Annotated in this window: 23 protein-coding genes; 12 read left to right on the forward strand and 11 right to left on the reverse strand. The window is 46.0% G+C overall.

The genetic code is table 11. The features are described 5' to 3' along the window. Positions 1–32 precede the first annotated feature (32 nt). The 6 genes from ybeY (at position 33) to LFX25_RS07440 (ending at position 6,082) form a co-directional block, all read left to right on the forward strand. Positions 33–488: an rRNA maturation RNase YbeY gene (ybeY, locus tag LFX25_RS07415; RefSeq protein ID WP_319937437.1), complete on the forward strand. Its 456-nt coding sequence runs from the start codon at positions 33–35 to the stop codon at positions 486–488. After that, positions 461–1,243: a DNA repair protein RecO gene (gene recO, locus LFX25_RS07420; RefSeq protein WP_238729677.1), complete on the forward strand. Its 783-nt coding sequence runs from the start codon at positions 461–463 to the stop codon at positions 1,241–1,243. Before ybeY ends, recO begins: the two co-directional genes overlap by 28 nt. After that, positions 1,227–1,478 carry a hypothetical protein gene (locus tag LFX25_RS07425; RefSeq protein ID WP_238729679.1) on the forward strand — a complete coding sequence of 84 codons (252 nt, stop codon included), beginning with the start codon at positions 1,227–1,229 and terminating at the stop codon, positions 1,476–1,478. Before recO ends, LFX25_RS07425 begins: the two co-directional genes overlap by 17 nt. Before the next feature lie 511 nt (positions 1,479–1,989). Continuing rightward, positions 1,990–3,750, forward strand: a complete 1,761-nt coding sequence (gene argS / locus LFX25_RS07430; RefSeq protein ID WP_238729680.1) for an arginine--tRNA ligase — start codon at positions 1,990–1,992, stop codon at positions 3,748–3,750. Beyond that, positions 3,750–5,006, forward strand: a complete 1,257-nt coding sequence (locus LFX25_RS07435) for a nicotinamide-nucleotide amidohydrolase family protein (RefSeq protein ID WP_238729682.1) — start codon at positions 3,750–3,752, stop codon at positions 5,004–5,006. Before argS ends, LFX25_RS07435 begins: the two co-directional genes overlap by 1 nt. Further along, positions 5,003–6,082, forward strand: coding sequence for a WD40 repeat domain-containing protein (locus tag LFX25_RS07440; protein WP_238729683.1), 1,080 nt, complete (start codon positions 5,003–5,005; stop codon positions 6,080–6,082). Before LFX25_RS07435 ends, LFX25_RS07440 begins: the two co-directional genes overlap by 4 nt. A 172-nt stretch (positions 6,083–6,254) precedes the next feature. Here LFX25_RS07440 and LFX25_RS07445 read toward each other — a convergent pair whose 3' ends face one another. From LFX25_RS07445 to lepB, 10 genes are all read right to left on the reverse strand, one after another. Then, the gene (locus LFX25_RS07445) at positions 6,255–7,247 is read right to left on the reverse strand and encodes a response regulator transcription factor (RefSeq protein WP_238729685.1); all 993 of its coding nucleotides are present in this window, start codon (positions 7,245–7,247) and stop codon (positions 6,255–6,257) included. Further along, positions 7,247–8,380 (reverse strand): LIC_12097 family sensor histidine kinase, encoded by a 1,134-nt coding sequence (locus LFX25_RS07450; RefSeq protein ID WP_238729687.1) that lies wholly within the window; start codon positions 8,378–8,380, stop codon positions 7,247–7,249. The genes LFX25_RS07445 and LFX25_RS07450 overlap by 1 nt, the downstream gene beginning before the upstream one ends. 6 nt (positions 8,381–8,386) lie before the next feature. Then, a complete protein-coding gene (gene lenA / locus LFX25_RS07455; RefSeq protein WP_238731539.1) occupies positions 8,387–9,040 on the reverse strand; it encodes an endostatin-like outer membrane lipoprotein LenA in 654 nt (217 codons plus the stop codon). A 100-nt stretch (positions 9,041–9,140) separates the two neighbouring features. Then, the gene (secG, locus tag LFX25_RS07460) at positions 9,141–9,488 is read right to left on the reverse strand and encodes a preprotein translocase subunit SecG (protein ID WP_238729688.1); all 348 of its coding nucleotides are present in this window, start codon (positions 9,486–9,488) and stop codon (positions 9,141–9,143) included. A 106-nt stretch (positions 9,489–9,594) separates the two neighbouring features. Beyond that, positions 9,595–10,347 carry a triose-phosphate isomerase gene (gene tpiA / locus LFX25_RS07465; protein ID WP_238729689.1) on the reverse strand — a complete coding sequence of 251 codons (753 nt, stop codon included), beginning with the start codon at positions 10,345–10,347 and terminating at the stop codon, positions 9,595–9,597. 335 nt (positions 10,348–10,682) lie between these two features. After that, the gene (locus LFX25_RS07470) at positions 10,683–11,873 is read right to left on the reverse strand and encodes a phosphoglycerate kinase (RefSeq protein WP_238729690.1); all 1,191 of its coding nucleotides are present in this window, start codon (positions 11,871–11,873) and stop codon (positions 10,683–10,685) included. Between the two features lie 3 nt (positions 11,874–11,876). Next, on the reverse strand, positions 11,877–12,884 hold the full coding sequence (gene gap, locus LFX25_RS07475) for a type I glyceraldehyde-3-phosphate dehydrogenase (RefSeq protein WP_135780998.1): 1,008 nt from the start codon (positions 12,882–12,884) through the stop codon (positions 11,877–11,879). Positions 12,885–13,338: 454 nt separating this feature from the next. Then, positions 13,339–13,743 carry a response regulator gene (locus tag LFX25_RS07480; protein ID WP_238729691.1) on the reverse strand — a complete coding sequence of 135 codons (405 nt, stop codon included), beginning with the start codon at positions 13,741–13,743 and terminating at the stop codon, positions 13,339–13,341. After that, positions 13,740–15,194, reverse strand: a complete 1,455-nt coding sequence (locus LFX25_RS07485) for a PAS domain-containing sensor histidine kinase (protein ID WP_255717864.1) — start codon at positions 15,192–15,194, stop codon at positions 13,740–13,742. The genes LFX25_RS07480 and LFX25_RS07485 overlap by 4 nt, the downstream gene beginning before the upstream one ends. 128 nt (positions 15,195–15,322) lie before the next feature. Next, positions 15,323–15,883 (reverse strand): signal peptidase I, encoded by a 561-nt coding sequence (lepB, locus tag LFX25_RS07490; protein WP_238729692.1) that lies wholly within the window; start codon positions 15,881–15,883, stop codon positions 15,323–15,325. A gap of 110 nt (positions 15,884–15,993) precedes the next feature. Between lepB and LFX25_RS07495 the strand changes: the two genes are divergently transcribed. The 3 genes from LFX25_RS07495 to cysK all read left to right on the forward strand — a co-directional run bounded on the left by LFX25_RS07495 (position 15,994) and on the right by cysK (position 18,744). Then, positions 15,994–16,536: a gamma carbonic anhydrase family protein gene (locus tag LFX25_RS07495; RefSeq protein ID WP_238729693.1), complete on the forward strand. Its 543-nt coding sequence runs from the start codon at positions 15,994–15,996 to the stop codon at positions 16,534–16,536. Positions 16,537–16,599: 63 nt separating this feature from the next. Next, positions 16,600–17,670, forward strand: coding sequence for a hypothetical protein (locus tag LFX25_RS07500; protein ID WP_238729694.1), 1,071 nt, complete (start codon positions 16,600–16,602; stop codon positions 17,668–17,670). 144 nt (positions 17,671–17,814) lie between these two features. Continuing rightward, a complete protein-coding gene (gene cysK / locus LFX25_RS07505) occupies positions 17,815–18,744 on the forward strand; it encodes a cysteine synthase A (protein WP_238729695.1) in 930 nt (309 codons plus the stop codon). A 168-nt stretch (positions 18,745–18,912) separates the two neighbouring features. On the opposite strand, the gene LFX25_RS07510 is transcribed toward cysK, so the two are convergent. Continuing rightward, on the reverse strand, positions 18,913–19,452 hold the full coding sequence (locus LFX25_RS07510) for a DUF1564 domain-containing protein (RefSeq protein WP_238729696.1): 540 nt from the start codon (positions 19,450–19,452) through the stop codon (positions 18,913–18,915). Between the two features lie 262 nt (positions 19,453–19,714). On the opposite strand from LFX25_RS07510, the gene LFX25_RS07515 reads away from it, so the two are divergent. The 3 genes from LFX25_RS07515 to LFX25_RS07525 all read left to right on the forward strand — a co-directional run bounded on the left by LFX25_RS07515 (position 19,715) and on the right by LFX25_RS07525 (position 23,442). Beyond that, positions 19,715–20,563, forward strand: coding sequence for an oxygenase MpaB family protein (locus LFX25_RS07515; RefSeq protein ID WP_238729697.1), 849 nt, complete (start codon positions 19,715–19,717; stop codon positions 20,561–20,563). Positions 20,564–20,576: 13 nt separating this feature from the next. Further along, positions 20,577–22,439: a type I DNA topoisomerase gene (gene topA, locus LFX25_RS07520; RefSeq protein WP_238729698.1), complete on the forward strand. Its 1,863-nt coding sequence runs from the start codon at positions 20,577–20,579 to the stop codon at positions 22,437–22,439. Positions 22,440–23,106: 667 nt separating this feature from the next. Next, positions 23,107–23,442 (forward strand): LIC10421/LIC12816 family protein, encoded by a 336-nt coding sequence (locus LFX25_RS07525; RefSeq protein ID WP_238729699.1) that lies wholly within the window; start codon positions 23,107–23,109, stop codon positions 23,440–23,442.

Below are 23,442 nucleotides of genomic sequence, written 5' to 3' on the forward strand. Positions count from 1 at the left end.
ATTCTATTTCCATTTCGAACGACTACGGAGTCATTTCCTGGTGGAACGAAGAGGAATTCCTTGCCAACTGCAAAATTCTTTTTCGAAAGGAACTGACCGATTTTCCCTGCGACTTGAGTCTGCTTTTGATAAGCGACATCGATATGAGGGAAATCAATCTTCTTCGTCGAGGCAAAGATAAGACGACGGACGTCCTTTCGTTTCCGCTCGAATTCGACTCGGCGCCTCTCGGCGCCGTTCTCGCCGAAAGAAAAAACTCCGATCCTCGTATACAGCCTCCGATCGCGTTAGGCGAAATCGTTATCTCCGTCGATACTCTCCGCAGACAAGCCGCGGAAATCGGTCATTCCGAAAAGGATGAATTCTATCGTCTGCTCGTTCACGGTTTTTTACATCTTCTCGGATACGATCACGAACGGGGAGAGGAAGAGGAACGAATCATGAAAGAGAAGGAAGACGAATGTCTGGAAGCGCTTCTGGATCTTTAAAAAAAACGCGCGGGATCGTTTTGGAATCCAGGACGATCCAAGAAGGGGACGCGATCATCCGACTTCTTCCCGAAGAAGGGCAGGTGGAGAATTTTCGCGTCCGCGGAATTCGAAAAAGCAAAACGAGACCGATCGCTTCGGTGGAACCAGGCTCCTTTTCGAGCGTTGATTATTACAACGCAAAGAATCGTGAAGTTCACAACGTGAAGGAGATTTCCCTCTTGAATCGTTTCGATCGAGCCAAGTCCGGTTATATCGGAATGGTTCTCGTTTCTTATCTTGTCGAACTCGCTTCCGCGTTTACACCGGACGGCGCCGAACATCCGGGCGAGTTTCGTCTTCTTTCCGGAGCTTTGGAAGAGCTGGAGGAGAACGGACCTTCCGCGCTCATTCTCCCTTTTTTCAAACTGCGTTTGCTCGTTAGCGGCGGCTTTCTTTCCAAGGAGCTTCTTTGTCATTCTTGCGGGACGGAGTTGAAGGAAATGACTTCGGTCACTCTGCAGACTTCTCCCTTAGAACTCGTCTGCGGGAATTGTCTGCATTCGGATCAGAACGATCTCGGTTTCGTGCAATGGATTCAGACTTTTCTGATGCTCAGGTTTCGGGATCTGAAGGAGAGAAAAATATCCGTTGAAACTCTTCTGGACCTCGACAGAATTTGCAATCGAATGCTTGAACCGATCCTGCATAAAAAACTGAAATCATCTACTACGCTTTACGAGGCGTTGGGGGAGAATCTTGGAAAACTTTCTTAAATCCATCCTCTTTCTGTTCTACTTTTTGATCCTTTTGTTTCTCGTGATTTTGGATATCCGTTGGGATCAAAAAACTCCCGTGCAGATTCCGGTCCGCGCGGAAAGAGAAGAAAGAGGAAAACGATCAATACTTGTTTCCATGATGGACTTCAAAAAAATGGTCTTTGAGGAATTGGAAACCAGCTGGAAAGTTTCGAGGAAGAAGAACGTTTTTTACAGCTCCGAAAAAAAATAAGAACCTGTCCCAAAACCGGGACAGAACCTTGCAGCTGATCTTTCTGGTAAAGTAAAATTATGTTTTGGGACACGCTGTAAGTTTTTTTGAATGGAAAATCGGGAACTGCGAGGTTCTGGCGCTTTTTTTTGAATATTTGGAAGGAAGAATACAGTGACTTGTTTTTTAAGTATTACTCGTCAGGTTCTTATGAAAGAAAATGAATGTAGCGGCTTATTTTTATTCTGATTCAATGAAACGGTAAAATGTTTAGAAAGGAATTAAAGTTTAAGAGAAGAATCGTGTTGGAGTTCCTACATTTTTGCGAAAAATTTTCGGCTTTCAAAAATTCAATTTCTCTGATAGGGAGATTGGAGCCGAGGTTTTCCCGCCACCTCTCCTCCACCACCCAAACGCGGGTGGGGCCGAACTTTTACAAAAAAATTGTCGTACCTCCTACAAATTCTATTCTTGAGATCAGAAAGGGCTCGTTCCACTCGTATCGTTCTCGATAAATCTTCGGTAAATTTTAATGAAAGAAAATGAAACTTTAAAACAAATCGTATTAAAAGCCCTGGAAGAAGGGGTTGGGTCCCTCGTTTCCTCCTTCCCAGACGTAGACAAAGACGCTTTAAAAATCAAGATCGAATATTCCAGAGATGAAAAGTTCGGAGATTACTCGACCTCATTTGCATTAGAAAATTCTAAAATTCTAAAAAAGAATCCGGTGCAGGTTTCGGGAGGCCTCGTCGCGATCCTGCAAAAAAGAACCGATCTATTCGAGACGGTGGATTTTACTCCCCCCGGTTTCGTAAATTTCAGAATCGCTCCGTCGTTCTTGCTCCATTTTATCGAAACGTCCGTATTGTCGGGAAACTTTTTTCCGAAGGTTTTCGATCCTTTGAAAATCAATCTTGAATTCGTTTCGGCAAATCCGACAGGTCCTCTTAATATCGTTTCCGCAAGAGCGGCGGCTAACGGAGATGCGATGGCTTCCTTGTTGAAGGCGATCGGTCACAAGGTCGATAAGGAATTTTACATCAACGATTACGGGAATCAGGTTTTTCTTCTCGGCGTTTCGACTCTGGTTCGGATTCGCGAAATCAAGGGAGAAGCGTCTTCGATTCAGGAAGCCGAGGATCAGACTCCGATCGAAACGATTCTGGAAAAGAACATTCTTCCATCCGAAGGTTACAGGGGAGAGTATATTAAGGATATTGCAAGTTCTCTTTTGCGGGATTCGGAAAAGTCGGCTAAGATAGAAATTCTCCTCAAGGAAAAGAAATACCGCGAACTCGCGGAACTTTGTTCCGGCTGGACCGTCGAAAGTAATCTGATTTGGCAAAGAAAGGATCTGGATGCGTTCGGAGTGGAATTCGATAATTACTTCAGCGAGAAAACGCTTCACGACGCAAACAAGGTTTTGTCCGTGATGAAGGATCTCGAGGCTTCCGGAAAAATTTTCGAAGAGGAAGGTAAGAAGGTTTTTCGATCCACCGAATACGGAGACGACAAGGACCGGGTCGTCGTAAGAGACGACGGCAGGCCGACGTATCTTCTCGCGGACATCGCCTACCATAAAAATAAGATCGAAAGGGGATATGATCGGATCCTCGATATCTGGGGACCGGATCACCACGGTTACATTGCAAGACTAACGGGTGCGGTTCAAACCCTCGGATACAAAAAGGAAAACTTCAAAGTCATCATCGCTCAACAAGTCAATCTTTTGGAATCGGGACAAAAGGTGAAGATGAGCAAACGCGCGGGTTCGTTCCAGACAATGAGCGATCTCATCGGATTTCTCGGTAAGAACGGAAGAGACGTAGGACGTTACTTTTTCGTAATGCGTTCTCTCGACGCTCCACTTGATTTCGATCTCGATCTTGCAAAGGACGAATCGGATAAGAATCCCGTTTTTTATCTGCAATACGCTCACGCGAGAATCTGTTCGATATTTCGCGAAGTCGGAAACGAAACTTCTAAAGAAGACGCCGCTACATTAGAAATGTCTGATGAACGAAAAAGACTTCTGTTCTGGATCGCCCGGTTTCCGGAGGAAATTTTCGACGCAGCTAACGCGATGGAACCGCATCGGGTTACGAACTATCTGCAGAGCTTCGCGAAAACCTTCACGAGTTTTTATCTAGGCAAGAATAATCGCCTCAAAGAGGCTTCTCCATCCGTGCGTCTGGGGCTTGCAAGAATCTGTCTCGCTGCTAAGAACGTTCTTTCGGAAGGACTGGCTTTGATCGGAGTTTCCGCACCGGAAAGGATGGACAAGGAAAGTTGATGAACGCACCGAAGATCGTCGTATTGTCCACCGGTTCGGAACTGACTTCGGGAAGAAGTCAAGATACGAATTCTTCCTGGATCGCGAACGAACTTTTCGGTTTGGGATTTACGGTTTCCAAGTTCCTGGTTTTACCGGACGATCCGATTGTGTTGCAAGAGGAGATTTCCAAACTCGCAAAAGAATCCGGAAAGGACCGGCCCGTTTTATTGGTAATGACCGGAGGTCTTGGTCCGACCGAGGACGATTACACGCTGGAAGTCGCATGCAAACTCAATGGAGTAGTTCCCGTTGAAAGCACGGTCGCCAAACAACGATTAGAGGCATTTTACAGGCTGCGCGGAAGAAACTTTCAAGAAGCGATGCAAACCGCGCTCCGTCAGGTTTCTGTTCCCGATGGTTCCGTCATTTTGAACAATACAGTGGGGATCGCTCCCGGTTTTATCGTCGCGTTAGGCGAAAACGCAAAGCTCTGTTGTATGCCCGGCGTTCCCGGAGAAATGACGGAAATGTTCCGCGACGAACTCGCCCCTTGGATCTCGAAAACTTTCTCCGCACAGGAACTTCATTCCGGATTTCGTTTTATCTGGTGGATGAGCGAATCCCTTTTTCAGAAAGAATTTATTTCAAAAGAAGAAGCCGTAACGAGCGGAAAAGTCGTCTGGGGAGTAGCAGCAAAGCGGGGATATATCCGGGTGAGTTTCCAATCCTCGGACCGCGATCTTGTCGAATCCTTACTTAACAGGATCGATCAAGTGTACGGAGCCAAATCGACTCCGGACGTTTTCGATGAATTGCCGAAAATTCTACTCGAGAAAAAACTTACCGTCGGAACGGCGGAAAGCTGTACGGGCGGACTTATGGCAAAAACTCTCACCGACCGCGCCGGTTCTTCCGCATATTTTTTCGGAGGGATCGTTTCGTATGACAATAGCGTAAAGGCGGGCGTGCTCGGAGTTAGACAAGAAACGTTAGACGCCTTTGGAGCGGTGAGCCGGGAAACCGCGTTGGAAATGGCGGAGGGCGCCTTGAAACGTCTGAACACGGATCTTACGGTCAGCATCACTGGCATCGCCGGACCGGGCGGGGGAACCCCTCAGAAAAAAGTGGGCTTGGTGTATTTCGGAGTGGCTCGTAAAAACGGAACGACCGAAGTTCACGAACATTACTTTCCGTTTCCAAGAGCCTCGTTTCGCGAATATGCGGCGTTCACCGGAATTTATCTTTTATACAATCTTCTCAAGGAGAAACCATGAGACTTCTCACCGTAGCCGGATTCAGCATAGTATTTACGATATTATTCTTTTATGTATTAGGAAATCCTTATCCATTAGCGTCCGGGATCCAGAAGGTTTGGGCGTTTTCCAAACCCGCACATGCCGGAATGGTTCCCGACGGACGTTTCGCTTGGAACCCGGACGAGGCTTTGAACGGTTATAAGTTCGAGAATTCCTATTATACTATAGCGGCTTCGGATGGAATCGCAACCGACGATTCGAAACGGATCGAATATCCGTTTAATGCGAAAGGTTATCTCGAATACAAAAAGATCGGCGCCGAAGTGAATTTCTATTCTCCTTCGAACGAGATTCTATGGACGAAAGAGTTTCGGAGTTATCCGAGAATTTCTCCCTCCGGCAACATCGTTCTACTGATCGCCGGCGATCACAATCAGGTGATCCTTTCGGATATCAACGGGAACGGAACCGGCGCGGGTAAACTGGACGGGAGATTTTTGACGGACTATTGTTTTGCGAGCGATTCCCAAATCACGGGGGTTCTCTTTTCAGGAGGCGAATTGTTCGTCTTGGACGCGAAAGGCGGGATCAAAATCAAAAAGGATCTCGGTTCGGAAAAAAGTCCCGTGTTTGCAAAAAGTCTTTCCGTTTCGCCGGACGGAACGAAGACCGCGATCCATTTGTTGAACGCAAACAAGGACAAAATTCTTTTGTTAAACGAAAAGGGAGAAGAGATAGAATCCTTCGAACTCGACGCGATCTATCCTCACAAACTTTATCTTGCCGTTTCCGACGCGGGCGAAGTTTTGATTTCGGCGCCCGACAAACTCGCGTTCTACGATGCGGACGGTAAAAAACTTCTCGATCAAAAACGAAATTCCGGAAACGGAGTCTATCAAACCGCGTTTCACAACGGGGATTGGTTTATCGCGGAAGTGAATCAGGAAATCGTATTCTTGGACGAAAAAGGAAAAATTCTGAAAAAGGAAAGAATCAAAGGTTCCGATCTTCCCGTGAGAGCCTTTCCTTCCGGCAAAAAAGGATCGGTCGTTTTGGAAACGGGAAAGGAACTTTTTTTATATCGGAATCTTTAAACTTTTCTCGGACTTGGTTCGATCGATTCTATATTCAAAAAATTGAATTCTGTCTTTTAAAACGGAATTTGAATTCGGATCGGATCGCTGAGAGCCGCATTTTAAGTATCAAGGTAGCACTTTAAAAAACGCGCAAGTAATCAAGTTCTTGAGCGTCCTTTTCAAACGGGCGTTAGACTTCGTAGATCGATAAAGATTTGTAACTTTTATTGCCTTGTTTGTCGAGCAAGGCGATGATCTCGGTTCTTTTTTCCTTTTCGATGTTGAAGATCAATTGATCGGAAATCTCCCTGCAAATATACAACCCTCTCCCGTGGGAATCCGCAAGCCCCGGAGGAAAGCCGGTCGCTTCGTCCACGGTGATATGGCGATCGAGTCTCTTTAAAATCTCCTTCTTATCCAAAGAACCGAAATGATCCCGGATCACGATGATAAACGTGCTTTCGGCGATCCCGTATCCGATTTCAAAAAAGTCCGATTCAGCGAGCTGGATGTTTTCCAACGGAATGACAAGATCGCGAGAGGGAAGTTCATACTGATACTTGTAATTTCCTTTCGAGTCGCGGGGAGCGCGGATCATCGCGTTGGACGTGAGTTCTTCCAGAATCTGATTGATCGCGTTAGGCGCTCCTTTCTCTACGAGAAATTTTGCGATCCGATTGCAGAGAAAGTTTCTTTGTTCGTCCGAATAAATTCTTTTGTAGACGATGCTGTCCGGCGCGGGAACGGAAAAGTCCCTATCCTCGGCTCCCGATTCCTGGATCGTAAACTCGGGTCCGAAATATTTTTCCACGCCGAAGATTTCTTTGGTGAGAAGTTTATGAACCATCACCGAAATCAGTTTGATGTCGAGAAAGGAATACTTGGGAATGATGTTCCAGATCCCGTGTTTATAAGCGAAGTTGATGTAATCGTTGATGTTATAGGCGGTCATCAGAGCGTAAAGAACGTGCGGAAATTCGTGTTGGATCGTTTTGATCAAATCGAGTCCGGTTTTACCGGGCATACGAATGTCCGTGATTACGAGATGGACTTCTTCGCTTCTTAAAATTTTGATCGCTTCGTCGTAATTTTCGGCGTCGAAAATCCGGTATTTGCCGGAGAGTAAGTCTTTGATCGCTTCTCGGATCGAGTGAATGTCTTCAACGATTAGAATATTGTACATCAGGAGGAATACCCGTGGTTTTGTGTGAAGGGCAGGGAAACTCTGAAACGTGTTTTTCTTTCGAAGGATTTTACGGACAATTCTCCGCTGTGTTCGCGAACAATGGAATGGCAGATTGAAAGTCCGAGCCCGGTTCCGATTCCGGTTTTATTCTTCGTAAAGAAAGGGGAGAATATCTTGTCGATGAGATTGTCCGGAATTCCTCCGGCGTTGTCCTCGACGATGATATGCACCATATTTCTGGTCTTACGAACTTCCACGCGGATTTTTCCTTCTCCGTAATCGAAGGCCTGCAGGGAATTCTTAAATAGATTGATAAAAAGACGTTCCATCTTGACGGGATTGAACTGAAACGTCGTTCCCGGTTCGCAGAGAATTTCCCACGTGATGTTTTTGGAAAGAACGGGATACACCCAGACTACGTTCTCTTTCGCTTTTTGAATCGTTTCGTAGATGTCGGCCGCGGTGGTTACGAGGCGGTCCGGTTTCGCGAAACTGATGATGTCGGAAACGATCATCGCCGCGCGGGTGAGGTCTTCCTTCATCATATCCAGACGTTTACGGAAGAAGTCGGGGTCCATCGAAGTCAGGTTGTTCAGAAGGCTTTGCAACGTTAGACTCATCCCTGTCAGAGGATTGTTGAGTTCGTGCGCCACTCCGGAAATAAAGATTCCGAGAGAAGCGAGGTTCCGGATGCGAAGGTTCTCCTCTTCCTTTTCCTTGATGCGCGTGATGTTGCTTACCTTTTCCAGAACGGAGCCGATGATCCCGTCCTTTTCGATCGGATAAAAGTCCAAGTAGAGGGTTTCTTTTTGTTCTTTGACGGAGTGAAAGATTTCGCGGTTCACGTCGGAGCGGGGAACTTCGAAGTATTGATTGAAGTTCTCTTCGTTCGGCCGCATTTCCTTCATCGGACAATACGGACAAACGTCCCCGCGATTGTAGAGAACCTCGTAACATTTCTTCCCTATAATGGAGGAAAAGGACGGTTGACCGGAAAATTCTAACGTGGATCGATTTACTCTCCGGATGCGAAATCCCGGATCGATCAATACCAACGGCTCGGTAATCCCATCCAAGATGGATTGTAATTCACCGGCTCTTTCTAAGAGATTTTCCTGCAACGAGGACATGAAGATTCAATATTGTAGAGAATCTTTAAAAGTTTGCAGTAACTTTTTTTTATTTTTTGCGGATTCTTGACTTTGCATTTCGTTAAGTCTCAAGATCTGAACGAGAAAATCCTCGAGAAGCTTTAAATAAAATTCCTGTTTGAAGTTGGATCGTTCTCGGTTGATTCCTTCGTCCGGAAGAAGCTGAATCGGATAACGGACTTCCTTTCCGTTGCGGTTCGCGTGCACCAGAATGTCGTCCACGTCTTGATCGAGAGGAGTGTCGTCCGTTAGACGAATGTGCGTCGTGTCCGAGCCGTCCGCGTTCTCCGATTTCACTTCGGTGATCACCTTGGAAAGAGTGGTTCCTGTGAACTCGAGCGTAATGGATTTGCTTTCGGCTTTTTCGATTCCGTTCTTTCCTTCTTGGATGGAATGTTTTACGACCTTGATGCCTTTTCGGTTCGGATAATTTCCAAGAAATGTAACGTACGTTCCATTGGGCAGCGATTCCATTCTTTCCAATTTGAGAAGTTCTCTCGCGGCTCCGAGATCTTCATAGACTCTGAGAATTCTTCGGTTTAATAGGGAAGCCGTATCCGTGGGTTTATTTTTGTGAGCTTCGTCTTCTTTGTTTTGAGCGAAGATAGGAGAAGAGAGCGTGATCGTAAAGACCGCGATGCTTAAAAGAAGAATTCGTTGGAACAGACCGATCGTTCTTGTGTTCGAGGAAGAATTTCTAAAACGAAAGAATTCTTCCCCGATACCGTTCCGGTCCGAATTAAGGGTTTGTTTGTCCTGCAGGCGCTGTTGGAGCGGGAGTCGTAGTAGGTGTGGTGGTTTCACTTTTGGTCTCCTCAGGTGGCGCTGTCAAAGCGGGAGCCGTTTCGGGCATCAGCTTATCTTCTTTTTTAGCGAAGAGAAAGGAAAGAAGAAGCGAAAGAATGATAAACAAAATCGCTGTGACTCGGGTCGCCTTAGTAAGAACGTCCGCTGTGGAAGAACCGAAAACGGATTGGCTGGAGCCTCCTCCTAAAAGTCCTCCTCCCTTGCCGGTTTGAATCATCACGAGCAGCACCAGAAAAAGAGAAACAAAAACAAAAAGGGTTAGAATGACTCCGTTTAACATGATCCGTTCCTGAAAAAAATTGAATCCTTTGCCAGATTATGAAGCCGTCGAGAGGTGGCAATGAAAATACGCATCGGCAGCCCCTGAAACCGCGTTTCGGGTCGTTTTAAAACAATCCCGCATAGGAATCGATCTTCTGACTTGCACCGCCCACGAGGCCGCCGTCGATGTCTTTTTCCTTTAACAAATCCTTGATATTGTCCGGCTTTACCGATCCGCCATAGAGGATGGAAAGGGATTCCGCAACTTCGGAAGCTCCCACGAAAAGTCCCGCGACTTCCTTGCGGATGAACGCGTGCACTTCCTGAGCTTGCGCTGGTGTTGCCACCTTTCCGGTTCCGATCGCCCAAACGGGTTCGTAGGCGAGGATCAAATGGGAGAACGAGTTGCTTTCGATTCCTTTGAGTCCTTCGCGGATCTGCGCCCCGATTACCTCGAAGGTTTTACCGGCTTCTCTTTCGGCCAGTGTTTCCCCCACGCAGTAAAGAGCGGTGAATCCGTTCTTTAAAAGAAAGCGGATCTTTTCGTTACAGAAGGAACTGGATTCTCCCAAGAATTGTCTTCTTTCGGAATGTCCGATCATCACGACCTTGACTCCGATTTCACGAAGTTGATCGGGAGAGGTTTCACCCGTAAAAGCGGCGAGTCCTGAATGATATGCGTTTTGTGCTCCGACGATCACTCCGCTTCCTTCTAGAATTTTTGCAACACTCGCGAGATGAAGCGTGGAAGGGAATACCATCGGGATTCTATCTTTAGAGACGGACGGAATTTTTTCTTTGATGGATTGAGCGAGGGAAATCGCCTCCTTTTCGGAGAGATTCATTTTCCAGTTTCCGGCGATCACAGTTTTGCGCATGAGTTCCTCTTGACGGATAATTTCGTTAAAGCTGGGAAGAGTTTGTAGGAAAGGGGAAAGGCTTCAAGGACTTTTTGGCGAAGGGGGAATGGATCTTTGCCTCGATTTTCTAATATAAAGAATGAAAGATCATAAATCCTCCCCTGCTTGGAGAACTATCAGGATATACAATCCACGGAAGATGTATCTCATCGGGATCGTTTTTCGTTCATAGAAAGTTTGATTGCGGATAAAAAAATGCGTTCCAAAAATAAAAATCCGGGCAAACGCCCGGATTGCAAACGTAAGGTCCGATCGGTTGAAACGCCGAGTGACCCGGATGTTTTTTAGAAACGTTATTCTTCGTTCTTTTTCAGAAGCGCTTCGACGCCCGGAAGTTTTCTTCCTTCCATGAATTCGAGAGAAGCTCCTCCGCCTGTCGAGATATGAGTGATCTTGTCCGCGACTCCTGCCTTGTTGATCGCCGCGATGGAATCTCCTCCGCCCACAACCGTCTTAGCCTTGGACTTAGCGATCGCCTTTGCGATTGCCATCGTTCCGTTTGCGAACTTATCCATTTCGAAAACGCCCATCGGTCCGTTCCAGAAAATCGTTCCGGCGTTCTTGATGATCTTTTCGTAGTTGGAAACCGTCTTGGAACCGATGTCCATTCCCATCCAACCTTCTAAAATTCCCATCTTATCCACGGACTTGGTCTTCGCTTTATCGCTGAACTGATCCGCGATCACGTGATCCACAGGAAGTTGAAGATCGACTCCGGCCACTCCGGCTTTTTCGATCAACTGGAAGGCTTGCACTTCGAAATCTTTTTCCACGAGAGAATTTCCCACGGGAATCGCTCTGGATTTCAAAAAGGTGTAAGCCATTCCACCTCCGATGAGAAGGTGATTTACTTTATCGAAGAGATTGTTGAGAACCTTGATCTTGGAAGAAACCTTGGAACCTCCGATGATCGCAACGAACGGACGAGCCGGTTTTGCGAGCAAAGCGGAAAGTTCTACGATCTCTTTGTGCATCAAAAGACCGGCGTAGGAAGGGAGAAGATGCGCGATTCCTTCGGTGGAAGCGTGCGCTCTGTGAGCCGCACCGAACGCGTCGTTGACGTAAACGTCGGCGAGAGCCGCGAGTTTTTTGGAAAAACCCGCTTCGTTCTCTTCCTCTTCTTTATGGAAACGTACGTTTTCGATGACGAGGATTTCTCCGTCTTTGAGTTCCTTGGAAAGTTTTACCGCGTCGTCACCGATCACTGTTTTGGAGAAATGAACGTTCGCCTTTACAAGTCCCTTGAAAGCTTCTACGACCGGAGCCATGGAGAATTCCGGATTCGCTTGGCCTTTCGGTCTTCCGAGGTGACTCGCGATGATGACTCTCGCTCCTTTTTTGAGGAGAAGTTCGATTGTCGGAAGAGTTTTTTCGATTCTGGTTTTGTCGGTGACTTTTCCGTTCTCGATCGGAACGTTAAAGTCCACTCTCAGGAAAACGCGTTTTCCCGAGAGGTCGACGTTTTCGAGTCTAGGTAAATCCATGAATTAACCTTTCTTCGCCATGTAGCGGATGAGATCGAGAACTCGGTTGGAGTATCCCATCTCGTTGTCATACCAGGAAACGAGTTTGAAGAATCTGGAATTCAGTTCGATACAAGCGTCCATGTCGAAGATGGAAGAAAGAGTCGAGCTTACGAAGTCGTTGGAAACGACCATATCTTCGGTGTAACCGAGGATTCCTTTCATGGAACCTTCGGAAGCTTCCTTCATCTTTGCTGAAATTTCTTTGAGAGAAGTTTCTTTCGTGGTTCTAACGGTTAAGTCGACGACGGAAACGTCCGGAGTAGGAACTCTAAAAGACATACCGGTCAGTTTTCCGTTTACTTCGGGAATACAAAGTCCGACGGCTTTTGCCGCGCCGGTGGAGGCAGGAATGATGTTTTGCATCGCTCCTCTTCCGCCGCGGAAATCCTTTTTAGAAGGTCCGTCCACGGTAGGTTGGGTTGCGGTTGCAGCGTGAATCGTGGTCATCAGACCTTCTTCGATTCCGAAGTTGTCCAGAACGACTTTTGTGATCGGAGCCAAGCAGTTTGTAGTGCAGGAAGCATTGGAAACGATGTGATCGGTTGCCGCGTTGTATTTCTCGTTGTTGACTCCCATTACGAAAGTGGGGATGTCCTTGTCTTTTGCAGGAGCGGAGATTACTACTTTTTTCGCACCGGCTTTCAGGTGTTTTTCGGCTCCGGCTCTATCGGTGAAAAGTCCCGTAGATTCGATTACGTAATCCACTTTCAGATCTTTCCAGGGAAGTTTTTCAGGATCTCTTTCGGAAACGCAGAGAACTTTTTTTCCGTCAACGATGAGTTCTTTGTCGGTGTGTTCTACGGTTCCTTGAAATCTTCCGTGTGTGGAATCGTATTTGAGTAAGTAGGCCAGGTTGTCAGGAGTAACTAAATCATTGATTGCGACAAATTCCAGATTGGGGTCTTTGATTCCTGCACGGAAAACGAGTCTTCCGATTCTTCCAAATCCGTTGATGGCTATTCTGGTCATTTTCTTCCCTTTGTTGTTAAGATTTATCCAAGATCTCTCCGTTTAGAACGAACGTTCCAGAGGAGAATTTTTTAAGATTTGGTTACAGTATTTTCACGGAACATTCTCTTGAAAATCCGTTTTTTCCGGAGAATTCGAGGCGAATTTTAAAAAAGCGGGCGTTTCTCCGCGCGGGGTAAGTCGGGAAGCAAAATCTCATTTTGAAGGATCGCGCGGAGTCGCGTGTCTCCGGGCTCGCGGATTCCCGCTCGTTCTCTTCGGGAACGCTTCGCGCCCTTCGACCCGCTAACGCGGAAGAAAATCTTCCGTGATCCGATCGGATTTTTTCGTTTCAACGAGAAAAGTGTGGGAACTCCTTCCAATCTACGATGGAACAAAATGATTTCGTAGAACAGCAACGTGTGGGAACTCCCGCAAAAATCCGCAACTCACGAACGCCCTTCCTTCTTCCGAATTAAAAATGATCCTTCAAAATTTCCTGAAGCATGGATTCGGTGAGAGGTTTCGTTTTAAAACCGGAAAGGATTCCGAATCGTTTCGCTTTTTCCCGGTCGTCCGCGTTATCCGATGTCGTAAGCATCATGACGATCATCTTGCCCTGGGAGTCGGGCGGAAGCCTGTTGTATTCTTCCAGGAATTCCCAGCCGTTCATTCCCGGCATATTGATGTCCAAAAAAATCAGATCGGGTCGCAGTTCGGAAGAAGCATCCCGATTTTTTAAAAAAGCGAGTGCGTCTTCCGCCGATTGTTTCGTGACAATCCGGTCCGCGTAGTTTCCTTTTCGGATCACTCGTTCATGAAAGAAATTATCGTCCTTGTTGTCGTCGATGAGAAGAATGCAGTTCAGTCTTTGTGTCATAGATTTAGATTGGGAATCGTAAACGAAAACGTACTTCCCACTCCCGGCGTAGAATCGATCCAAATTTTTCCACCGTGCAATTCTACGATTTTTTTACAATTTGCCAATCCGATTCCGTAGCCTTCGTATTCGTTTTCGAGATGAAGTCTCTGGAAGATGAAAAAAATTCTTTCGAAATGTTTGGAATCGATTCCGATTCCGTTATCCTGAACGGAAAATAACCAGAACTCTCCTTGTCGAACGCAGCGGATATCGACCCGGGCTGGAACATTCTTCCTTCTAAATTTGATCGCGTTGGAAATCAGATTCTGAAAGAGTTGACGGAACTCTACTTCATACACGTTCAACGTGGGAAGATCGTCCAGGATCGAAACGATCGCTCCCGCTTGGCCGATTAAATTTTCCAAATCCGCGGAAACCTCCGAAAGAAGGGATTGGCAATTCGTCGTAACCAGCTTTCGATCTCTTCCGATTCGTGAATACAAAAGAAGCGCTTTGACAAGAGCGCTCATGCGTTTGGTCGCCGAGTCGATCGTTTTCAGATGTTTGGTGCCTTGATCGTCGAGTTGTTTTCCGTAATCCTCTTCCAAAATTTGAATGTAGTTCGAGACGGTGCGCAAAGGTTCCTGCAAATCGTGAGAAGCGAGATAGGCGAATTGTTCCAGTTCCTTATTTTTCGCTTCTAATTCGTTCTTGCGGATGAGCGTGATCTCTTGGATCTTTCGTTCCGTGATGTCGATGATCGAAGCGAGAACCATCGGTCCGTCGTCGGTATCGATCGGATTCAGGCCGATCTCCACTTGGATTTCGTCTCCGTCTTTTTTTAAAGCGAAAAGATCTCTTCCTGCGCCCATGGAACGAACGGAAGGAGATGCAAAGAATTGATTTCTATGATCCGGGTGATTGGCGCGAAAACGCTCGGGCAAAAGAAGTTCTAATTTCTTTCCAATCAATTCTTCGCGGGCGTATCCGAATAATTTTTCCGTTCGATCGTTTACCAGAGAAATGATTCCTTCATGATTCACCAAAACCATCGCGTTCGGAGCGGATTCTACCACCAAACGAAACCGTTCGAGGGCTTTTTTCCGTTCCGTGATATCGATGATGGAAGCGAGAACCAACGTTCCGTCCGCGGTCACGACCGGATTCAAGCCGATTTCGATCGGAAATTCGGTTCCGTTTTTTGTAAGGCCGAATAAATCTCTTCCCGCGCCCATCGGCCTGACTTGCGGAGATTGAAAAAAAGAATTTCGAAAGTGAGGATGATTCTCCCGATACCGTTCCGGGATGAGCTGTTCCACCATTCGGCCGATAAGTTCGCTACGGTTGTAGCCGAATAATTTTTCGGTTTGGCCGTTGATATAGACGACCTTGCCGTCCTTATTGACGAGAAGAATCGCGTTAGGAACGGATTCCACCATCAGTTGAAATGTAAGCTCCGAAAGTTTCATGTTTGATTGATTGAACGAAAATACGACGGAGGAAAAAGATAACATAATTTCTTTCCAAAGTCAAATACTAAAATCGATCGGAGATAAATTAAGAATCTCTATATTAGAATATTGATTTTCCCTAATGATTAAAACGCTTTACCTAGAATGCTCTCGATCGGAACGGGGCCGAAGTCCCTGGAATCGGAGCAGGAATCGCGGTTATCGCAAAGAAGAAAATAATCCCTGTCCTTCAGGATGATCGGTTCTCCGTTGTCTCTTCCGGAAAAACTTGCTGGAAACGGTCCGCGTTTGTCTTCGAACCGTAGCGTAAAACCGTTTCCGGAACCGGAAACGGTTTCCGGGTTGTTGTTCCGAAATAAGACCTTGTTTTTCATCTGAACCGTATCGCCCGGTTTACCGGAGATTCTAGAGAAAACCACCTTTCCTTCCTGGGTTGGATGTTTGACCAAAACCAAATCCCCGAGATACAAATTGGAACGATCCACAAAACGGGAGAAATAAATTCTTTTACCGGGAGCGTAAGAGGGGAGCATTTCGTTCGTATCCAGCGTAAACGGGAAAAAAAGAAAAACTCTCAAAATCACCGCAATCGTCAAGCCGATCAAAAGACCGATTCCCGCTTGTTTGAGGAGAGATTTGATCTTTTCCTTTTTTTCTTTTTCCTGGTTGGAGGAACTTCTACTCATGCGTGCATTCTTTTCCCGGGAAGATTGCGGTCAAAAGAAAATCTTTTTTTTAGACTTGTTTTGAAGACTCCGAGCGGACGATTTGGAAGTAGAGCAGAGAGGAAGAATCGATGAATTCAAATTATCAAATTCTGGAATACATGGGAAAAAAACCGCAGATCCACGAATCCGTTTTTTTAGCGCCCGGTTCTCAGGTGGTCGGGGACGTGGTGATTGGAAAGAATTCTTCCATTTGGTTTCAGACTTTGGTTCGGGGCGACGTGAATTACATTCGAATCGGCGAGAACGTGAACATCCAGGATCTTACGGTCATTCACGTTGCGAGAGACGTCTATCCGGTTGAAATCGGAAATAACGTGTCGATCGGTCACCGAGCGACGATACACGGATGTAAACTCAAAGACAATGCGTTCGTGGGAATGTGCGCGACTTTGATGGACGACGTGGAAGTTGGAGAGTTCGCATTTATCGGAGCGGGCGCGCTCGTAACGCCGGGAAAAAAAATTCCGCCCGGAGTCTTGGTGATGGGATCGCCTGGAAAAATCGTTCGGGACATCACGGATAAGGAACGCGAAATCATCACGAGAACCACGGGTAACTACGTGAAGTACAAAGAGAATTATCTGCGAGATCCGTTCTACGCACGCGTCTAAGGTTTGAGGATAGGAATTGAAAGCCGTATTTCAAGATGATATCGTGCCTCTGACGGATCACCCATGACAGCACAAACGCTACCGGGGGTTTATGTTCGAGGAACCGGAGTGATCGGTTGGCCCTTGGCTTCTCTCCTGCTGATCTTACAGGGAAAACTCGGAAAATTTCAGGTTTACGTCGAACCTTATCGACTCAAAAAATCCGAAATTCCGGCGATTCTTTCCTTGGTGGAAAAAGGGGCGATCGTAGTAGATACGGGCGACAACGGAGTTAAAGATTTTTTCCCCGAATTCTTTTCCAAAAAGAAAGCTCTGGAGAATTCTTCCGTTCTTTGCGATTGTTCCCCGCCCGGCGTCGCCGATTCGCGCATCGATGAATACAATACATCCGAATATTCTAAAATACGAATGTTTATCGCGCAAGGGAGCGAGCACAAATTCGGACCTCAGTTCTTATATCCCGACGCGAGAACGTTTTTGGAAAAGGAACTTCCGAAATTTCTGCACGTCGCGACTTGCAACACGCATACGCTTGCCGGTTCTCTTCGATTGCTGATCGACGAATCTCCGCGCGAGTTGGAATCTGTATTGGAAGAAGCGGACTTTCTCGTTATCCGCAGGGACGCGGATATGGCAAAAGACGATCCGCACGTGACCGGACCGCTCCTTGTGAAACCGGAAGCGGAATGGGGGACGCATCACAGTCGATTGTTAAACGAACTCTATTCTCAGATCGGACTTAAGCTGCCTTTGACTTCTTCCTCGGTGACGATCAACTCGCCTTACATGCATTTGGTGAGGTTCCGGTTTCGATTGAAAAAAAAACTTCCGAAAGAAATCGTCCTCAAAAGACTTCGAAACGATCCGTATCTTTCCACGACCGATTTGATTTCAACGAACTCGATCTTTTCTTCGGGGAGGGATCGCGGTCTTTACGGGAGAATTTTTTCGCACGCCGTAATTCCTCTCGGATCTTTGGAAATCTTAGAAAAAGAGATCCGAGGTTACGCCGCCACTCCGGGAGATTCCAACGTGCATATCTCGACGATTTACGCTGTATTCCGCACGCTCGACCTTGAATTCGGACCCGAAGCGGAATCCTTTCTCCAGAGTATCGTTTTACAGGAAATTTAAAGGGCCTTCAAAAAGCCGTTCGCTTGTAAAAAGAATCCCCTGTAAAGGATTTTTTTTCTTGAGTATATTTGTTATATTGAAAAAAATGTCTAATATAACAACATCTAAACTCAAAGAATCCTTGGATTAGGCAGGAAAACAGAAATGAAAGCTAAGAGTATTTTAGAAACAATCGGTAATACGCCGCACGTTAAAATCAATCGCTTGTTCAACACTAAGAGCGAGGTCTATGCAAAATTAGAAAGATCCAATCCCGGAGGATCCATTAAGGATCGTATTGCCCTTTCGATGATCGAAGACGCCGAAAAGTCCGGCAAACTCACCAAAGACAGCATCATCGTAGAACCGACTTCCGGAAACACTGGAATCGGATTAGCGCTCGTTGCAGCCGTTAAGGGATACAAGCTTCTCTTAGTAATGCCTGAATCAATGAGTATTGAAAGAAGAAGAATTATGGCAGCGTATGGAGCGGAATTCGAACTGACTCCGAGAGAAAAAGGAATGCCCGGTGCGATCGAAAAAGCGAAACAGATCGTTGCAGAAAATCCGAAAGCATGGATGCCGCAACAGTTCGAAAATGACGCGAACATCAAAGTTCACGTGGAAACCACAGCGCAAGAAATCGCGAACGACTTTCCGGAAGGATTGGACTACGTGATTACCGGCGTTGGAACGGGCGGACACATCACCGGTGTTGCTCAAGTTCTGAAGAAGAAATTCCCGAATCTGAAAGTATTCGCTGTTGAACCGGAAGCTTCTCCCGTAATCTCCGGAGGAAAACCGGGACCACACCCGATTCAAGGGATCGGAGCGGGATTCATTCCTAAAAATCTTCACACGGATCTTCTCGACGGAGTAATCCAAGTCAGCAAAGACGAAGCTTTCTTATACGCTCAAAGAGCCGCTAAGGAAGAAGGCCTTTTTATCGGGGTTTCTTCCGGCGCAGCATTGGCGGCAGTCGCGAAAAAATTACCTGAGATTCCGGAAGGATCTAAAGTGTTAACTTTCTCTTACGATACGGGAGAAAGATATCTTTCCATCGAAGGTCTGTTCCCGGTTCCTGCGAACGCATAAGAATCGTAGATTCGTCTTCTTTCTCGGCGGGATCGCGAGGGGAAGACGAATCAAAAATACATTCGAATTTTTTGATCTATATTTTCTCCGCTTAAAACCTCGGCTGATTCCGGGGTTTTTTCTTTTAGAGATACGAACTGTTTCCGTCTTTGTTTATGACGTTTTTTGTTAATCGGGAAACCATTCCGTATAATTTAAGGCGTAGAATTCACCGTTTGGACTGCAGTGGAGTCTCCGTATGATTCGATTGTTGGGTAGATCTAGGTGGAGGATGTAACTGTAATACCCATGGAGGGTGGGAACTCCCTCGTTCATCGTTCTCACGATAGAATCCCCGACCCTCAATTCCTCCAACAACAGAAGATAATGAAAGAGGTAACAGCGGGACACACCGTGGGCCTGCGCTAAGGCTCCGAATAACGTCCAACTTCCCGGATCGATTCGAACGTTGATCCGTTTCATTTTTGATTTAGCCGAACTCCTCTGATACAAAGTCCGATCCGCCTTCTTTCCTAATCGACTTACGGCCGTTAAATATTTTCCGTAAGTAGACAAAAGAATCGGAATCCGTTTTGAAAGAATTTTCAAATTCTTTTCTCCCAAACGAAGAATGGTTTCTTCCGGAATTAACAAAGTCACCGTTTCCGTTCGCCCTTTTTGCAATGTAGAGCGGATCTCTTGATCCGTATTCAGCGACAGAATGCCCATTGTCCTAAGCGGTTCCATGAGGATTAGAAAGGAGCGCTTTTTTCCTCAAAAAAATCGAAAGAAGAATCTAAACGAAACCTTCGGCAAAAGCGAAGAAGTGCCCAAAAGTATCAGATCGAATTCCCGCAACGCGGAAGCCATTTGTAAACAAATGTTCACTTTAATCACTCGAGTGTAAATCAATCCGTGAAAGTTAGATATCAAACCAAAGGCGACGGGAAAAATTCTTGCGTCGAAATTTCGATTCTTCAAATTGCGGAGAATGTGGAACAGATATGCTGTATTAAACCGAATTCAAACCTTGGACCCGACCAAGGACTATCACCGGATCTCCTTTTTATCCGGGAGTTACGACTTTCCCCGCGACATTGAAATCTCACTTGCATTAGCATTCTTTAAAACGTTTGCGATACCTTCGATCGCTCAGATACTCGATCAAACGAAACAATTCGAAAACTTCGGACAAAAACGATACGACGATACGGCGATTTTGCTCGCGGAATTTTTGGAAAACGGAACGGATTCTCCGAACGGAAGGGAAGCGATTCGCCGCATCAATCAAATCCACAAGGAATATTCGATTTCCAATCAGGATTTCTTATATACTCTAAGCACATTCGTATACGAGCCGGTGCGATGGAATCTTCGTTTCGGATGGAGAAGGGGAAGCCAAAAAGAAAAACTCGCGAACTATCATATGTGGAGAAACGTGGGAAAACTCATGAACATTCAAGACCTTCCGAACGATTACGATTTTTTCGAAAGATGGAGCCGAGAATTCGAAGAGAAACATTTCAAACGAACTCCGGAAAGTGAACGGCTCGGTCGGGCGACACTTAACATTCTTGCGGGAAGAATTCCGAACATCCCTGGAATTCGTCCTTTGATCTTCCACGCTCTTTTCAGTTTGATGGAAGCGCCTCTGCGCGACGCGATGGGTTTTCCTAAACCGAATCGAATCGTAGAAATTCTTACGCTGATCGTTTTTAAGACGAGGGCGTTTTTAATCCGAACCGTAATGCCCCCAAGAACCAAACCTTATCTCGTAACAAAACGGAAAAACCCTACCTATCGAAACGGATATTTGATTGAAAACCTGGGACCGCACTAAACCCTAAGGTTCGGTGTCCTTTCTCCTTATCGTAGAATCTCCTTCCAAAGCAAAAACCATCGGCGGTTATTTAGGCAAAGAATTTAGAATTCTTGCGACTCTAGGACATGTCGCCGATCTTCCCAAGTCGGTTCTCGGACTCGATCTGAAAAATCATTTCGAACCGGAATATACGATTCTTCCCGGAAAGAAAAAAATCCTTACCGAAATCGTAAAAGCAGCCAAAGAATCTGAGAAGGTTTTTCTCGCGACCGACCCCGATCGCGAGGGAGAATTCATCAGCGCTTATATTCGAGATCGGTTGAAAAAGAAATCCAATGTCTTTCGGATTCGTTTTACGGAGATAACCCGAAACGCGATTTTGAATTCTTTGCAAAACCCGGATTCGATTCACGAATCTCTCGTGGACGCGCAAAGGACGAGACGAATCGGCGACCGTTTGATCGGTTATTTCGTAAGCCCCGTTCTCTGGAAAGAGATCGGTCCCGGTTTGTCCGCGGGGAGGGTTCAATCGGTCGCATTGAAATGGATCTGCGACCGGGAAGAGGAGATCCGCAATTTTAAACCGGAAGTATATTATAATATTCTACTATATTGCTTCGATCGAAACGGAATCGAAGGGGTTTTTCAAAGAATCGGCGATCGACTCTTTTCGGTAGAAGCGGCAAATCGGATTCTTGAATCGTTTCAAAAAGAAAAAAATCTCCGCATCCAAGAGAAAAAGGAAACCAAAGGTAAGAATTCTCCCCCGCCTCCGTTTCAGACGGCAAGTTTGCAACAGGAAGCGTTTCGAAGATTCCAATACTCCTCCAAAAAGACGATGAGCATCGCGCAAAAATTGTATGAAGGAATGGATCTGGGGAACGGAAAACGGGAAGGTTTGATCACGTATATGAGAACGGATTCCACCCGTTTGAATCCGGATTTCGTTGAGCAAGCGCGGGCTTGGATTGCATCTGCGTTCGGCGACGTATTTGCCGGAGGCGCCGGTACCGTCATTACTAACGTCTCTCGCAAACCCAAAAAAGCCGCACCTACAAAACGAATACAAGACGCGCACGAAGCGATTCGCATTACGAATCCGTTCTTAACTCCCGAAAAAACCCGAACCTTTTTGAATAAGGAAGAAGCCTCTCTCTACGAACTCGTCTGGAAACGAACCCTCGCTTCCTTGATGCCGCCGGAAGAATTCTTAAAAACCGAATATACGATTGCAGCCGCGGGCGAAACGTTCTCTTTGGAAACGAAGAAAACGTTGTTTCCCGGCTTCAAAAGATTAAGCGACATGGAAACGAAGCCGATTCCGGTCTGGGATCGCGGAGAATCGGTTTCACTTTCCAAGGCGGAAAGTGAACGAAAACAAACGGAGCCTCCTTCCCGTTATTCCGAAGGTTCGTTGGTAGCAAAGCTGGAAAAGGAAGGGATTGGACGCCCGTCCACGTATGCGACCGTTTCGGAAACTCTTCTAAAACGAAAATACGTCGATCAGGAAAAGAAATTCTTCTATCCGCTTCCTTTGGGGGAGAAGGTAAATTTTTTTCTGCAAGCCGGGTTCGGCGATCTGTTCCGCGAAAAGTTTACCGCGGACCTCGAATCGGAACTGGATAAGATCGAACGATCCGAATCGGATTCCCTTTCCGTATTAAACCGACTTTGGGCCGATTTGCAGACATCCATTCAAAGCAGCAAATCGGCGGCTCCCGGTTTTCGCAAAGAATGGGCGCAAACCCGTCAAAAGAAGATCGAAACCGGTTGGGGCGTATGTCCCCTCTGCAAAGAAGGTTCTCTTCAAAAAAAGAAAACATCGAAAAAGAAGGAATTCTATCAGTGCAGCCGTTTTCCGGACTGTGAATATGTCAGCTACGAGCTTTCTTGAACCGCTCTTAACGTTTGCCGTGTCGAACAAGAGCTGTAGATTTTAATTCTTTGGGTTTATTTCCTTCTCCCTATCCTAAAAAGCAATTCATGCAATGGGAGAATTCTTTATTTTTGAAGCGGATTTTGACGGAGCTGCTTAGTTCTTAGGCGAATGGAAGCATATGAACTTGTTTCGTCTTTCCGCAAACGAAAGGCATTTCGCAAATTCTTTCTTAATTCTCAAACGATTTCTTTCTTTGTGGAACAGTCGGAACGAAACCTTTCTTTTCATTTGATTTTTCATACGGATAACTGTACAATTTTTCAATAGATCGAGTGAAAACGTTTCGAAACGATCTCGCTTTTTAAGCAACAAGTCGCGTTTCAAAGAGACGTGTTTCGACGTTTCGATCGGTTTGCCGATTTTTTAAAACGGCTGCCCGGATATGCTGAATTCCGCAGTGAAAATAGATTCAAAAATTAGAATATTCTAAAAACAATGTATTGATTTCGGTCTAAAAAATATTTTTTATCCTTTTTAGAAAAATGTATTTATTTTTTATTCGGAAGACGTCGTATTGGTGATAGTGAAGCGAAAACAATTCCGTTTCACGCAAGGGTTCGGGCGATGAGTTTACCGGATCGAAACAAGCAAAAATAGACAAAAATAAATCGAGGTTTCAATCATGAACACTAACAAAATGATTTCTGTAGTTTCCCTTTTGGGCTTTCTGGCTGCAAGTTCCGTTTTCGCCGTATCGGAGGATGTTGAAGATCAGCTCCTGGAAAAAGCAATCGTAGAAAGTGCAGTTACAAAGGAACAAAAAACCGCCGTGGGTAATTATCTGAGAGCCGTAGCTCAACAGAAAGTTCATAGAGCGGAAGAGTTGAGAGAACTTGCAAACAGATCTACCGGCGGTAAATTTCTTGCGAGCAACGCTCAATCTCAAAAATACATCAAACAAGCACAGAGCTTAGAAAGAGAAAACGCAAGATACCAAGCGATTCTCCAAAGCTTTTAA

The sequence above is a fragment of the Leptospira sanjuanensis genome (genome assembly GCF_022267325.1).
GTDB lineage: Bacteria > Spirochaetota > Leptospiria > Leptospirales > Leptospiraceae > Leptospira > Leptospira sanjuanensis.